We start from the raw sequence: 13,583 nt of genomic DNA on the forward strand, positions 1-13,583 counted from the left end.
CGGACTTTGATCAGTTATATATAAAAAAGCCCCTCAAATTGAGGGGCTCTTGTCAGACAACTGCTTTTTACGCAGCACCCCACATCTTGTGCGGGTCGATCACAAACTTCTTAGGCACACCCGCATCAAACTCGCCATACCCTTCCGGCGCCTGATCCAGGTTGATCACCTGCACACCTACAACCTCAGCAATGTTGATGCGGTCCCACATGATCGCCTGCATCAACTGGCGGTTGTATTTCATGGTCGGGGTCTGGCCGGTGTGGAAGCTGTGCGACTTGGCCCAGCCCAGGCCAAAGCGGATGCTCAGCGCGCCGATCTTGGCTGCAGCATCCACCGCGCCTGGGTCTTCGGTCACGTACAGGCCCGGGATACCGATGTTGCCGGCCACGCGGGTCACTTGCATCAGCGAGTTCAGCACGGTGGCCGGGGCCTCGTGCTTGGCACCTTCGTGGCCATGGCCACGGGCCTCGAAGCCGACGGCGTCGACGGCGCAGTCCACTTCCGGCTCGCCGAGGATGTCGACGATCTGCTCGTGCAGCGGGGTGTCCTTGGACAGGTCGACCACTTCGAAGCCTTGCGACTTGGCATGGGCCAGACGGGCCGGGTTGAGGTCACCGACGATCACGCAGGCGGCGCCCAGCAGGCGCGCCGAGGCCGCGGCGGCCAGGCCGACCGGGCCGGCACCAGCAACGTAGACAGTGCTGCCTGGGCCCACGCCAGCGGTTACGGCGCCGTGGTAGCCGGTGGGCAGGATGTCGGACAGGCAGGTCAGGTCACGGATCTTTTCCATGGCCTTGTCGCGCTCAGGCAGCTTCAGCAGGTTGAAGTCGGCGTATGGCACCAGCACGTATTCGGCCTGGCCGCCGGTCCAGTCGCCCATGTCGACGTAGCCGTAGGCACCGCCGGCACGGGCAGGGTTTACAGTGAGGCAGACACCGGTGTGCATCTCTTTGCAGGAGCGGCAGCGACCGCAGGCGACGTTGAACGGGACCGATACCAGGTCGCCGATCTGCATGCGCTCGACGTCGCGGCCCTTCTCGACGATTTCACCGGTGATTTCGTGGCCCAGGACCAGGCCGACCTGGGCAGTAGTGCGGCCACGGACCATGTGCTGGTCAGAACCGCAGATGTTGGTGGAGACCACCTTCAGGATGACGCCGTGTTCGATTTTCTTGCCGCGCGGGTCCTGCATTTTCGGGTAGTCGATGTGTTGCACTTCGACCTTGCCGGCGCCGAGATATACCACTCCACGATTGCCAGACATTGCTTGTACCTCGCTTGATTATTATTTATGCAGCGTTGGTTGAAGCACCGCCATCCGTGGGCGGCATGTACTACTGGAATGCAGGGAATTGTGGGCCGGATGGCGCCGGACGCACTGACTGGAAGCGACAGGGAGATGCCTTTTAGCGGCAGGGGTGTCGCTGGGGAGTATGGGCAAACAGAGAGGCGGCCTGTGCTGGCCTCTTCGCGGCTAAAGCCGCTCCTACGGGGGACCGCACCAACCCGAGGGCTGTGCTGTACCTGTAGGAGCGGCTTTAGCCGCGAAGAGGCCGGTACCGGTTACTACAGAACGACAGTCCGGTTGGCGTTCAGGAACACCCGCCGCTCGATGTGATAACCCACCGCCCGCGCCAATGTCAGGCATTCGATATCCCGCCCTTTGGCAATCAGGTCTTCGGGATAGTGACTGTGATCCACCACCTCGACACCCTGGGCAATGATCGGCCCTTCGTCCAGGTCGTTGTTGATGTAGTGCGCCGTGGCACCAACCATTTTCACGCCCTTGTTGTACGCCTGGTGATAAGGCTTGGCGCCTTTGAAACCCGGCAACAGCGAGTGATGAATATTGATCGCCCAACCATCCAGACGACGGCAAAGCTCGGGCGACAGTACCTGCATATAGCGGGCAAGAATGACCAGCTCGGCACCAGTCTCCTCGATCACCTGCAGCACCTTGCGCTCTTGCCCCGGCTTGTCCTTGGGGTCGAGGGCGAAGTGGTAGTAAGGGATCTTGTGCCACTGCGCCAGCGGTTCGAGATCAGGGTGGTTGGACACCACCGCGACCACATCCATGCCCAGTTGGCCAATACGCTGGCGATACAGCAGGTCATTCAGGCAATGGTCAGCCTTGGACACCATGATCACCACCTTGGGGCGGTGGTTGGGTGCGGTCAGCTCGAAAGCCATGCCGAACGCTTCGCTGCGCTCGGCGAGGCCGGCCCGGAAGCCTGCCTCGTCGAAATCGTCCGGCTGGCGGAACTCGACGCGAATGAAGAAGCGTCCCGACTGCCGGTCATCGAAGGAGTGGTGCTCCGTCACGTAGCAGCGCTGCTCGAAGAGGTAACGCGTCACCACGTCGACGGTGCCGAGCATGCTCGGGCAGTCGGCGGTGAGAATCCAGGTATCCGGTGCCCGACTCATGTTCTTGCTCCTTAGGCTTCGATGCTCAGGCCGTATTCGGCAGAAGCGTCCTGCAGCCACAGCCACCAGTAGTCGGCGAAGCTACGGCGAATCACCAGCTCCCAGGTGTCTTCTGCAGTGCGGCGGATCACCAGTTGCGACTTGGCGAACACGGTGCCCACGGCCTTGCCCACCGGGAAGTTGTTCGGGTGAACATCATAGCTGGTGGACTTCATCAGCACGTCGCGCACGTTCGGGCCGCGCAGTTCCAGCAGGCTTTGCCCGCCACTGACATTGACGACCTGAATGTGCTGGCCTTCAAGGGCCGCACGCAGCTTTTGCTCCGCTGCCAGCTCCTGGCCGCCGGGCACGATCAGCAGCCACTCATCTGGGCCGACCCATTGCAGCGACATGTCCTTGTTGGCGACCACGGTCAGCGCCACGGGCAGCTCCAGGCCAAGGGCCTTGTGCACGCCGGCGGCGAATTCCGGGTTGTGGCCATCACCGCGCAGGGTGAGGTGGCCGAGGAACTTGCGTTCACGCAGGGTCACGCCTGCGTTCTTGCGGCCTTTGCCTACCAGGCTGGCCAGGTCGGCATGGTGCAGTGGCGACTGGGCTTTGGCCTCGGCGCCGGGGTTTTGCTGGAAGACGTTGATAGCGCTCATTTCTTACCTGCCTTGAATTCTGGATTCGACCACGATGCCTGCGGGAGACGGCCATCCTGTGGGAGCGGGCATGCCCGCGAATGCGATGTTGAATTCACCGCCCTCTTCGCGGGCACGCCCGCTCCCACAGAGACCTCATTCCACGCCTGGCACCGGTTGGACCGGGGGCCTTAGACGTTCTGCCGCTCACCCTTCGGATCGAAGAACACCGAAGACACGATTTCCGCCTCGATCACGCTGCCATCTGCCTGCGGCGAGTAGACACGCTCGCCCATGCGCTTGAGGCCGCCTTTGACCACACCCATGGCGAACGAGTAGCCCAGGGAGTTGGACGCGTAGCTGGAGGTGACGTGGCCGACCATGTCCATCGGGATCGGCTGTTTCGGGTCGAACACCAGTTGGGCGCCTTCCGGCAGCCACTTGGTCGGGTCGACCGGCTTCAGGCCCACCAACTGCTTGCGGTTCTCACGTACGCAGTCTTCGCGGTTCATGCCACGCAGGCCGATCCACGAGAACGGCTTGTTGCGGCCAACGCACCAGCTCATGTTCAGGTCGTCCGGGTTCATCGAACCATCGGTGTCCTGGCCAACGATGATGAAGCCCTTTTCTGCACGCAGTACGTGCATGGTCTCGGTGCCGTACGGGGTCAGGTTGTACTTCTTGCCGGCCTCGATGATCTGTTCCAGCACGCCCATCGCGTAGTTGGCCTGCACGTTCACTTCGTATGACAGCTCGCCGGTGAACGAGATACGGAACACGCGGGCCGGCACGCCACCGACGTTGCCTTCCTTCCAGGTCATGAACGGGAAGGCTTCCTTGTCCATGTCGATGTCGGTCAGCTCGCTCAGCAGCTTGCGGCTGTTAGGGCCGGACAGGGTCATGGTGGCCCAGTGGTCGGTGACCGAAGTGAAGTACACCTTCAGCTCTGGCCATTCGGTCTGGTGATACAGCTCCATCCACTGCAGCACGCGGGCAGCGCCGCCGGTGGTGGTGGTCATGATGAAGTGGTTGTCGCCGACGCAGGCGGTTACGCCGTCGTCGAAGACCATGCCGTCTTCCTTGCACATCAGGCCGTAGCGGGCCTTGCCCACGTCGAGCTTGGTCCAGGCGTTGGTGTAGATGCGGTTGAGGAATTCGCGCGCGTCCGGGCCCTGGATGTCGATCTTGCCCAGGGTCGAGGCGTCCAGCAGGCCCACGCTGTCGCGCACGGCCTTGCATTCACGCGTGACGGCAGCATGGATGTCTTCGCCGGCTTTCGGGAAGTACCACGGGCGCTTCCACTGGCCGACGTCTTCGAACTCGGCGCCGTTCTTCACGTGCCAGGCATGCAGGGCAGTGAAGCGCACGGGCTCGAACAGGTGACCACAGTGACGGCCCGCTACCGCGCCGAAAGTGACCGGCGTGTAGTTGGGGCGGAACATGGTGGTGCCCATTTCCGGGATGGTGATGCCGATCGAACGGGCGGCGATGGCCAGGCCGTTGATGTTGCCCAATTTGCCCTGGTCGGTACCGAAGCCCAGCGCGGTGTAGCGCTTGACGTGCTCGACCGACTCGAAGCCTTCACGGGTGGCCAGCTCGATGCCGGCGGCGGTCACGTCGTTCTGCTGGTCGACGAACTGCTTCGGCCCCTTGGTGCCTTTGTCGTGTGGCACCAGGAACAGTGCCACAGTGGCCTCTTCCTTGCGCGCAACGGTTTTTGGCAGGGTGCCGACAGTGGCCTTGAAACCGGCCTCGGTAGCTGCGCGAACGCCGCCTTCGAAGCCATCGGCAATCACATCGCCCAAGGCATACACGCCGTTGATACCACCGACGCACTCGCGCTTCTGCGGGGCATCGCCCGGCACGAAGCCAAGGATATCGTCACGCCATACCGGGCGACCGCCCAGGTGCGAAGCCAGGTGCACGATCGGGCTGTAACCGCCCGAGGACGCGATCAGGTCGCACTCGAGGATTTCGCCTGGGCTGGTGACTTTGTGCGCCTGCACATCGATCGCCGCCACACGGGCACCGGTGACGTGCTTGCTGCCTTTGGCCTCGATCACGGCGCTGGAGGTGAGGATGCGAATGCCTTTGGCACGCGCTTCTTCAACCAGCGAGCCACGTGGGTTGTGGCGGGCGTCGGCGATGGCGACCACTTGCAGGCCTGCGTCGTGCCAGTCCAGCGCGGCGCGATAGGCGTGGTCGTTGTTGGTCGACAGTACCAGCTTGCGACCCGGCGCCACGCCATAGCGGCGAACATAGGTGGAAACAGCACCGGCCAGCATGTTGCCCGGCACGTCGTTGTTGCCGTACACCAGCGGGCGCTCGTGGGCGCCGGCAGCCAGTACCACGCGCTTGGCGCGAACGCGGTGCACGCGGTGGCGAACCTGGCCGATCGGGGCGCGGTCGCCGAGGTGGTCGGTGAGGCGCTCGTGAATGGTCAGGAAGTTATGGTCGTGATAGCCGTTGACCGTGGCACGTGGCAGCAGGGTCACTTCCGGCAGGCCTTCCAGCTCTTTGACCACGGCGTTGACCCACTCGGCAGCAGGCTTGCCGTCGAGGGTTTCGCGGGTGTCGAGCAGGCTGCCGCCGAACTCTTCCTGCTCGTCAGCCAGGATCACGCGGGCACCGCTGCGCGCAGCGGCCAGTGCGGCAGCCAGGCCAGCAGGGCCGGCGCCGACGATCAGCACGTCGCAGTGCCGGTTCATGTAGTCGTAGCTGTCAGGGTCGTTCTGCAGCGGCGCACGGCCCAGGCCGGCGGCTTTGCGGATGTACTTCTCGTAAGTCATCCAGAACGATTTGGGGTACATGAAGGTTTTGTAGTAGAAGCCCGGCGGCATCATGCTGCCGCCAACCTTGCCGAGGATGCCCATGACGTCGTTGTTGACGTTCGGCCAGCCGTTGGTGCTGGTGGCGACAAGGCCCGCGTACAGTGCCTGTTGGGTGGCGCGCACGTTGGGGATCTGGGTAGCTTCGCTGGAGCCGATCTGCAGGATGGCGTTCGGCTCTTCGGTACCGGCGGCGATGATGCCGCGTGGGCGCGAGTACTTGAAGCTACGGCCGACAATGTCGACGCCGTTGGCCAGCAACGCGGCGGCCAGGCTGTCACCGGCATAACCCTGGTAGGTCTTGCCGTTGAAGGTGAAGTTCAGGACCTTGCTGCGGTCGATACGGCCGCCGCTGGCGAGGCGATAGGTCTGGCTCATACTTTTTCCCCTTGGCCTTTGACGGTCGACGCGGCGCTGGTGGCTTTGCCGCTGGCGGTCACTTGCGGCTTCTCGCCAATCTTGTAGGTTTCCAGAATTTCGTAGGTCACGGTGTCACGGGTGACGTTGAAGTACTGGCGGCAGCCGGCAACGTGGTCCCACAGTTCATGGTGAATACCGCGCGGGTTGTCACGGTAGAACATGTAGGTACCCCACTCCTCGTCGGAGCAGGCGTTAGGGTCCAGCGGGCGGGCGATGTGCGCCTGGCCAGAGGCGTGGAACTCTTCTTCGGAGCGCAGCTCGCCGCAGTGGGGACAGAAAATATGCAACATGACGGTGTCTCCGGTTAGTGGGCGACGGCGGCGGCGCCGTGTTCGTCGATCAGTGCGCCGTTGTAGAAACGGTCCATGGAGAACGGCGCGGCCAGTGGGTGCATTTCGCCCTTGGCCAGGCTCGCGGCGAAGACGTTGCCCGAACCCGGGGTCGCCTTGAAGCCGCCAGTACCCCAACCGCAGTTGAAGAACATGTTCTTGACCGGGGTTTTGGTGATGATCGGGCAGGCGTCCGGCGAGGTGTCTACGATGCCGCCCCACTGGCGGTTCATGCGAACACGCGACAGGTTGGGGAACATCTCGACGATGGCCTGCAGGGTGTGCTCGATCACCGGGTACGAACCGCGCTGGCCGTAGCCGACCCAGCCGTCGATACCGGCACCGATCACCAGGTCGCCTTTGTCGGACTGGCTGATGTAGCCGTGTACGGCGTTGGACATGATCACGCTGTCGATGATCGGCTTGATCGGCTCGGATACCAGCGCTTGCAGCGGGTGCGATTCCAGCGGCAGGCGGAAGCCGGCCAGCTTGGCCATGTGCCCGGAGTTACCGGCGGTGACCACGCCGACGCGCTTGGCGCCGATGAAGCCTTTGTTGGTTTCCACACCGATGACCGCGCCGTTTTCCTTGCGGAAGCCGATCACTTCGGTTTGCTGAATCAGGTCGACGCCCAGGGCGTCGGCAGCGCGGGCGAAGCCCCAGGCCACGGCATCGTGACGGGCAACGCCGCCACGGCGCTGTACGGTGGCGCCGAGGATCGGGTAGCGGGTGTTCTTCGAGCAGTCCAGGTACGGGATTTCGGCCGCAACCTGGGCAGTGTTCAGCAGCTCGCCATCCACGCCGTTGAGGCGGTTGGCGCTGACCCGACGCTCGGAGTCACGCATGTCCTGCAGGGTGTGGCACAGGTTGTAAACGCCGCGCTGGGAGAACATCACGTTGTAGTTGAGGTCCTGGGACAGGCCCTCCCACAGCTTCATGGCGTGCTCGTACAGGTGCGCCGACTCGTCCCACAGGTAGTTGGAACGCACGATGGTGGTGTTACGGGCGGTGTTGCCGCCGCCCAGGTAGCCCTTCTCGATCACGGCGACGTTGGTGATGCCGTGCTCTTTGGCCAGGTAGTAGGCCGTGGCCAGGCCATGGCCGCCACCACCGACAATGACCACGTCGTAAACCTTTTTAGGGGTTGGCGTGCGCCACATGCGCTGCCAGTTTTCGTGGTGGCTGAGGGAGTGCTTGAAAAGGCCGAAGCCCGAGTAACGTTGCATGGTGTGTGACTCCACTCAGCGGTAGACAGGGAAATCTGCGCACAGGGCCGCGACGTTCTTCGCCACATCGGCTTCGACGTCTGCGTCACCGAGGTTGTCGAGGATGTCGCAAATCCAGCCAGCCAGGGCCACGCACTGGGCGACCTTGAAGCCGCGGGTGGTGACGGCCGGGGTGCCGATACGCAGGCCCGAAGTGACGAACGGCGACTGCGGGTCGTTCGGCACGGCGTTCTTGTTGACGGTGATATGCGCACGACCCAGGGCGGCGTCGGCGTCTTTGCCAGTCAGGCCCTGACGGATCAGGCTGACCAGGAACAGGTGGTTGTCGGTACCACCGGAAACCACATCGTAGCCACGGTCGATGAACACCTGGGCCATGGCCTGGGCGTTTTCGATCACTTGCTGCTGGTAGGCCTTGAATCCAGGCTCCAGCGCTTCCTTGAAGCACACTGCCTTGGCAGCGATCACGTGCATCAGCGGGCCACCCTGGGCACCCGGGAATACAGCGGCGTTCAGCTTTTTCTCGATCTCTTCGTTCGACTTGGCCAGGATCAGGCCGCCACGCGGACCGCGCAGGGTCTTGTGGGTGGTGGTGGTGACCACATCGGCGAACGGGATCGGGTTCGGGTACAGGCCAGCGGCAACCAGGCCGGCAACGTGGGCCATGTCGACGAACAGCAGTGCGCCCACTTTGTCGGCGATGGCGCGGAAGCGTGGGAAGTCGAGGGTCTTGGAGTAGGCCGAGAAACCGGCAACGATCATTTTCGGCTTGTGCTCGACCGCCAGGCGCTCGACTTCGTCATAGTCGATCAGGCCGGTGTTGGTGTCGATGCCGTACTGGACTGCGTTGTACAGTTTGCCCGAGGACGACACCTTGGCGCCGTGGGTCAGGTGACCGCCGTGGGCCAGGCTCATGCCCAGGATGGTGTCACCGGCTTGCAGCAGGGCCAGGTAGACCGCGCCGTTGGCCGACGAGCCGGAGTGCGGCTGGACGTTTGCGTAGTCGGCACCGAACAGCTGCTTGGCGCGCTCGATGGCCAGGGCTTCTACCTTGTCCACGTGCTCGCAGCCACCGTAGTAACGCTTGCCAGGGTAGCCTTCGGCGTACTTGTTGGTCAGGCCGCTGCCTTGGGCCTGCATGACGCGCTTGCTGGTGTAGTTCTCCGAGGCGATCAGCTCGATGTGATCTTCCTGGCGCTGTTCTTCGGCATTCATCGCCGCCAGCAGTGCATCGTCGTAACCCTGGATCTGGTCTTGCTTGCTGAACATTGTGTATCTCCCGGCAGCGATCGTTTTTTGTCGTGGGGCACTGTGGCCCTTTGTGGCGATGTTATGACTGGTGGGGTCGGGTCAGATGCCTGCGCACGCCTTGCAATGGCGCGTTTACGACATTCTCTTTGTGCCGCCCATGCGGGCCCCTTCGCGGGCGCGCCCGCTCCCACAGTGATTGGCGTTTGCAGGACCATTGTAGGAGCGGGCGCGCCCGCGAAGAGGCCGGCACAGTAATGAACAGAAATCGCTGCACGGGTTGTATAGGCAAGTGCTGAATCGATGGTTTAGAGTGCTGATCTGCGTCGTTCACAGGACCGTGCCATGACAGACAAAAGCCAACAATTCGCCAGCGACAACTATTCCGGTATCTGCCCCGAAGCCTGGGCGGCGATGGAGAAAGCCAACCGCGGCCACGACCGCGCCTACGGCGACGACCAGTGGACCGAGCGTGCATCGGAGTACTTCCGCAATCTGTTCGAAACCGACTGCGAGGTGTTCTTTGCCTTCAACGGCACCGCGGCCAACTCCCTGGCCCTGGCATCGCTGTGCCAGAGCTATCACAGCGTGATCTGCTCCGAGACCGCCCACGTCGAAACCGACGAATGCGGTGCACCGGAGTTCTTCTCCAACGGCTCCAAGCTGCTGACGGCGGCCAGCGTCAACGGCAAGCTGACGCCACAGTCGATCCGCGAAGTGGCGCTCAAACGCCAGGATATCCACTACCCCAAGCCGCGCGTGGTGACCATTACCCAGGCCACCGAAGTGGGCACGGTGTACCGCCCCGACGAGCTGAAGGCGATCAGCGCCACCTGCAAGGAGCTGGGCCTGAACCTGCACATGGACGGCGCACGCTTTACCAATGCCTGTGCGTTCCTGGGCTGCAGCCCGGCCGAACTGACCTGGAAGGCCGGTGTGGATGTGCTGTGCTTTGGCGGCACCAAGAACGGCATGGCGGTGGGCGAAGCGATTCTGTTCTTCAACCGCCAGCTGGCCGAAGACTTCGATTATCGCTGCAAGCAGGCCGGGCAACTGGCGTCGAAGATGCGCTTCTTGTCGGCGCCCTGGGTCGGGCTGCTGGAAGATGGCGCATGGTTACGCCATGGCAACCACGCCAATCATTGCGCGCAACTGCTGGCATCGCTGGTCAGTGACCTGCCGGGAGTAGAGCTGATGTTCCCGGTGGAGGCCAACGGGGTGTTCCTGCAAATGCCAGAGCACGCCATCGAGGCGCTGCGGGGCAAGGGCTGGCGCTTCTATACCTTTATCGGCAGCGGTGGCGCGCGCTTCATGTGCTCGTGGGATACCGAAGAAGCGCGGGTGCGTGAGCTGGCGGCGGATATCCGCGCGATCATTGGTGGCTGAGCGAGAGCCGGGGCCGCCTTGCGGCCCCTGCGATCTAGAGCTTGAACCCACCCATCTGCCGCGCCAGGTCATCAGCCAACCCACGCAACGCCTGGCACTCCTCGCGGCACCCTTGCACCTCCGCCGCTGTCTCACGCGCCAAATCGGAAATCCCCTGCACCGTCCGGTTTATTTCCTCGGTCACCGCCGACTGCTCCTCGGTAGCCGTGGCCACCTGATGGTTCATGTCGCTGATGTGCTCTACCTGGTCGGTAATCGCGCTCAGCGATGCCCCGGTGCGCTGGCTCGATTCCACGCCACTGCCGGTCGCCTGCTGCCCTGCCTGCATTGAACTCACCGCCGAACCAGCACCCAGCTTCAGGCGCTGGATCATCTGCTGCACTTCATCGGTGGACAGCTGTGTGCGCCGGGCCAGCGTACGTACTTCATCGGCCACCACAGCGAACCCGCGCCCCATCTCCCCTGCCCGCGCGGCCTCGATGGCAGCGTTCAACGCGAGCAGGTTGGTTTGCTCGGAAATGCTGCGGATTACCGCGAGCACTTCATCGACCGAAGCGACTTCGTCGGCCAGCTGGCTGACCGCATCGGCCGCCTTGCCGATGTCGCCCGACATGCCCTCGATGCCACGAATGGATCGTTGCACCACCTCGCGGGCCTGCAACGCCTCGTCTCGTGCCGACTGCGACGCCTGGGCCGCATCGCCGGCATTGCGGGCGATGTCCTGCACGGTCAGGCCCATCTCGTGTACAGCAGTGGCGACCATTTCGGTCATCTCCTGCTGGCGCCCGGAGCGCTCGGCGGTGTTGTCCACCACCTGGGTTACCTGCTCCACGGCCCGCCGCAGCCGCTCGGAGGTATTCAACACCTCGCCGATCAGGCTGCGTTGGCTGTCCAGGAAGCGGTTGAAACCACGGGCCAGGTCACCCAGCTCATCCTGACGCGAATCGTCCAGGCGGTGGCTGAGATCACCCGCTCCACCGCCAATCTGAACCAATGCGGCGGTAACGCGGCGGATCGGCCGCACCAGGCCACGCGCCAGCAGTACCACCAACAGCAGCGACACCAACGCGACGGCGCCACCGATCAGGCTGGTCAGCCAGACGGCCTGATGCATTTGCGCGTAAATTTCCGACTCTGGCACTTCGGCCACAAGGGTCCAGTTGAGGTCGCGCAGCGGCAGGCCCAGCGCCAGGTAGCGCTCACCGTCACGGCTGAAGCGGCTGCTACGCAGGCTCTCGCCTCCGGTCATGACGCCTTTGGCTGCGTCAGCGCCAAGCTGCTCGGCAAGCTGGCGCTTGCCACTGAAGGCAGCATCGGGATGCACCTGGATCAGGCCATCGTTGCGCACCAGGAACACCTTGCCGTGCTCGCCAAAGCTGAAGTCGTGGATCAGCTTCGATAACTCGGTCATACGCAGGCCCATGCCGGCCACACCCACCAGCTTGCCTTCCTTTTCCACGCGATAGTCGATGAACAGAGCCAGTTCGCCGGTGGCACCATCGATGTCGATGTTGATGAAGCGCTCGGCGCCGCTGTCGATGTAACCGTAAAACCACTTGTCCTTGGGGTTGCTGCGGCTGAGGGTGCGGTCCAGGCCGTTCTCGTTGTAGTAGTGGCCGGTTTCGGTCGAGGCGAACAGCGCAGTGAAGGCGTGGTTGCGCTGTTTGGCGGCGGTCAGGTATTCGATGAATTGGGGTGCCTGCGCGGGATCTTCACCGGCAGCAAGCCAGTCGCGCAGCAGGGTGTTACCGGCAATGTCCGCGGCAGCGACCAACGGTTGGCCCAGCATGCGCTCGATGTCGTTGCGGATGGCTTCGATGCTGGCTGGCAGGGCAGTGTCGACCAGGTAGCGGTCGGTGAGGCGGTTGAGCGCCACGGTGAAGATAATGACCACCACCAGGATGCTCGCCAGCAGGGCAGCGCCCATGCTGGTGATCAATTGCAACTGGATGCTCTTACGCCAGATACGCATGTCCCTACTCCCCCGCACATTATTGTTTTGCGGGAAGTGTATACACTTGCGTATCCAGTTAATCCAGTGATCTGAAGCAATCAGATGCCCCCTGTAGGAGCGGGTTTACCCGCGAATGCGATGTTGAAGCCACTGACGCATTCGCGGGTGAACCCGCTCCTACGGGGGGGGCGGTGTACGGGCTTATTGTTGAGCGATGGCCGCACGATGGCATCCACCGTGGCGTCGATCTGCGCTTGAGTTCGCGCAAGGGTCTGCTGATGCCTGTAGGAGCGGGTTTACCCGCGAATGCGATGTTGAAGCCACTGACGCATTCGCGGGTGAACCCGCTCCTACGGGGGGCGGTGTACGGGCTTATTGTTGAGCGATGGCCGCACGATGGCATCCACCGTGGCGTCGATCTGCGCTTGAGTTCGCGCAAGGGTCTGCTGATGCCTGTAGGAGCGGGTTTACCCGCGAATGCGGTGTTGAAGCCACTGACGCATTCGCGGGTGAACCCGCTCCTACGGGGGGACGGTGTAAGGCCTTATTGCTCAGCGATGGTCCGCACGATGGCATCCACCGTGGCGTCGATCTGCGCTTGAGTTCGCGCAAGGGTCTGCTGATGCTCTTTCTGCAGTTCAACCTGTTTGGAGCACAGGTTAAGGGCAGCCAGCACCAGCAGTTTGTCACCGATCAAGGTCGGGTACTGACGCTTGGTCTCGTTAAGGGCTTTGTTGAGCATCCGTACCGCCTGGGCCAGGGTTTCTTCCTGGCCTTCGGGCGCCTTGATCGAATAGTCGATGCCGAGGATCGACACGACATTGATCGGCTGCTCCTGCAGTCTCATGCGCCAACAACGCCCGCGCTGGCGCGCTCGACCAGAGCCTGGATGCGTGCTGCGGTAGCGCCGTTCTTCTCTTCCTGCTCCATCAGCGACAGCTGCAGGGTTTCGTTCTCTTCCTTGGCCTGGGCCAGTTCCTGGCCAAGGGCGGTGTTCTGCTCGATGAGTTGAGCGTTTTTCTGCATCAGGTCGCTGACCAGTTGCTCGATTTGATTCAGGGAAGCTTCCAGCATGGGTCTATCTCAGGTTGTTGCGAGGGGCACACACGATAAAGAAAAGTGCGCCCTATCGCCATTAAATA

General features: G+C 62.9%; 11 protein-coding genes and 1 pseudogene. 1 reads left to right on the forward strand and 11 read right to left on the reverse strand.

Annotated elements, in window-relative coordinates:
• Positions 1 to 67 precede the first annotated feature (67 nt).
• The 7 genes from fdhA to C4Q27_RS09965 form a co-directional block, all read right to left on the reverse strand.
• Positions 68 to 1,267: a formaldehyde dehydrogenase, glutathione-independent gene (gene fdhA, locus C4Q27_RS09935; RefSeq protein WP_011953256.1), complete on the reverse strand. Its 1,200-nt coding sequence runs from the start codon at positions 1,265 to 1,267 to the stop codon at positions 68 to 70.
• 302 nt (positions 1,268 to 1,569) lie between these two features.
• A complete protein-coding gene (gene purU, locus C4Q27_RS09940; protein WP_016714526.1) occupies positions 1,570 to 2,427 on the reverse strand; it encodes a formyltetrahydrofolate deformylase in 858 nt (285 codons plus the stop codon).
• Between the two features lie 11 nt (positions 2,428 to 2,438).
• Complete coding sequence (locus C4Q27_RS09945) at positions 2,439 to 3,071, reverse strand: sarcosine oxidase subunit gamma (protein ID WP_003255677.1); 633 nt, start codon at positions 3,069 to 3,071, stop codon at positions 2,439 to 2,441.
• A 170-nt stretch (positions 3,072 to 3,241) separates the two neighbouring features.
• The gene (locus C4Q27_RS09950; RefSeq protein ID WP_104886799.1) at positions 3,242 to 6,256 is read right to left on the reverse strand and encodes a sarcosine oxidase subunit alpha; all 3,015 of its coding nucleotides are present in this window, start codon (positions 6,254 to 6,256) and stop codon (positions 3,242 to 3,244) included.
• Positions 6,253 to 6,588: a sarcosine oxidase subunit delta gene (locus C4Q27_RS09955; protein ID WP_010951682.1), complete on the reverse strand. Its 336-nt coding sequence runs from the start codon at positions 6,586 to 6,588 to the stop codon at positions 6,253 to 6,255. Before C4Q27_RS09955 ends, C4Q27_RS09950 begins: the two co-directional genes overlap by 4 nt.
• A 14-nt stretch (positions 6,589 to 6,602) precedes the next feature.
• Positions 6,603 to 7,853 carry a sarcosine oxidase subunit beta family protein gene (locus tag C4Q27_RS09960; protein WP_003255680.1) on the reverse strand — a complete coding sequence of 417 codons (1,251 nt, stop codon included), beginning with the start codon at positions 7,851 to 7,853 and terminating at the stop codon, positions 6,603 to 6,605.
• Positions 7,854 to 7,868: 15 nt separating this feature from the next.
• A complete protein-coding gene (locus tag C4Q27_RS09965) occupies positions 7,869 to 9,122 on the reverse strand; it encodes a serine hydroxymethyltransferase (RefSeq protein WP_003255681.1) in 1,254 nt (417 codons plus the stop codon).
• Between the two features lie 324 nt (positions 9,123 to 9,446).
• Here C4Q27_RS09965 and C4Q27_RS09970 point away from each other — a divergent pair, with 324 nt between their 5' ends.
• Entirely contained in the window at positions 9,447 to 10,487 is a 1,041-nt protein-coding gene (locus C4Q27_RS09970; protein ID WP_047603169.1) for a low specificity L-threonine aldolase, read from the forward strand.
• Between the two features lie 34 nt (positions 10,488 to 10,521).
• Here the strand turns inward: C4Q27_RS09970 and C4Q27_RS29990 are convergent, their stop codons facing one another.
• The 4 genes and pseudogenes from C4Q27_RS29990 to C4Q27_RS09990 form a co-directional block, all read right to left on the reverse strand.
• Positions 10,522 to 11,259: a methyl-accepting chemotaxis protein gene (locus C4Q27_RS29990; protein WP_371919369.1), complete on the reverse strand. Its 738-nt coding sequence runs from the start codon at positions 11,257 to 11,259 to the stop codon at positions 10,522 to 10,524.
• Positions 11,260 to 11,433: 174 nt separating this feature from the next.
• A pseudogene (gene mcpH, locus C4Q27_RS29995) lies at positions 11,434 to 12,459 on the reverse strand (methyl-accepting chemotaxis protein McpH); the annotation flags it as partial.
• 526 nt (positions 12,460 to 12,985) lie between these two features.
• Complete coding sequence (locus C4Q27_RS09985; RefSeq protein WP_003255684.1) at positions 12,986 to 13,288, reverse strand: cell division protein ZapA; 303 nt, start codon at positions 13,286 to 13,288, stop codon at positions 12,986 to 12,988.
• Positions 13,285 to 13,515, reverse strand: coding sequence for a hypothetical protein (locus tag C4Q27_RS09990; RefSeq protein WP_003255686.1), 231 nt, complete (start codon positions 13,513 to 13,515; stop codon positions 13,285 to 13,287). Before C4Q27_RS09990 ends, C4Q27_RS09985 begins: the two co-directional genes overlap by 4 nt.
• Between the last annotated feature and the right edge of the window lie 68 nt (positions 13,516 to 13,583).

This window comes from Pseudomonas sp. SWI36 (genome assembly GCF_002948105.1).
In the GTDB taxonomy this organism is placed as follows: Bacteria; Pseudomonadota; Gammaproteobacteria; order Pseudomonadales; family Pseudomonadaceae; genus Aquipseudomonas; species Aquipseudomonas alloputida.

Excerpts from the sequence above, each read along its gene's own strand:
- fdhA (WP_011953256.1), bottom strand. The coding sequence starts at position 1,267 with ATGTCTGGCAATCGTGGAGTGGTATATCTCGGCGCCGGCAAGGTCGAA.
- purU (WP_016714526.1), bottom strand. The coding sequence starts at position 2,427 with ATGAGTCGGGCACCGGATACCTGGATTCTCACCGCCGACTGCCCGAGC.
- C4Q27_RS09945 (WP_003255677.1), bottom strand. The coding sequence starts at position 3,071 with ATGAGCGCTATCAACGTCTTCCAGCAAAACCCCGGCGCCGAGGCCAAA.
- C4Q27_RS09950 (WP_104886799.1), bottom strand. The coding sequence starts at position 6,256 with ATGAGCCAGACCTATCGCCTCGCCAGCGGCGGCCGTATCGACCGCAGC.
- C4Q27_RS09955 (WP_010951682.1), bottom strand. The coding sequence starts at position 6,588 with ATGTTGCATATTTTCTGTCCCCACTGCGGCGAGCTGCGCTCCGAAGAA.
- C4Q27_RS09960 (WP_003255680.1), bottom strand. The coding sequence starts at position 7,853 with ATGCAACGTTACTCGGGCTTCGGCCTTTTCAAGCACTCCCTCAGCCAC.
- C4Q27_RS09965 (WP_003255681.1), bottom strand. The coding sequence starts at position 9,122 with ATGTTCAGCAAGCAAGACCAGATCCAGGGTTACGACGATGCACTGCTG.
- C4Q27_RS09970 (WP_047603169.1), top strand. The coding sequence starts at position 9,447 with ATGACAGACAAAAGCCAACAATTCGCCAGCGACAACTATTCCGGTATC.
- C4Q27_RS29990 (WP_371919369.1), bottom strand. The coding sequence starts at position 11,259 with ATGACCGAAATGGTCGCCACTGCTGTACACGAGATGGGCCTGACCGTG.
- C4Q27_RS09985 (WP_003255684.1), bottom strand. The coding sequence starts at position 13,288 with ATGAGACTGCAGGAGCAGCCGATCAATGTCGTGTCGATCCTCGGCATC.
- C4Q27_RS09990 (WP_003255686.1), bottom strand. The coding sequence starts at position 13,515 with ATGCTGGAAGCTTCCCTGAATCAAATCGAGCAACTGGTCAGCGACCTG.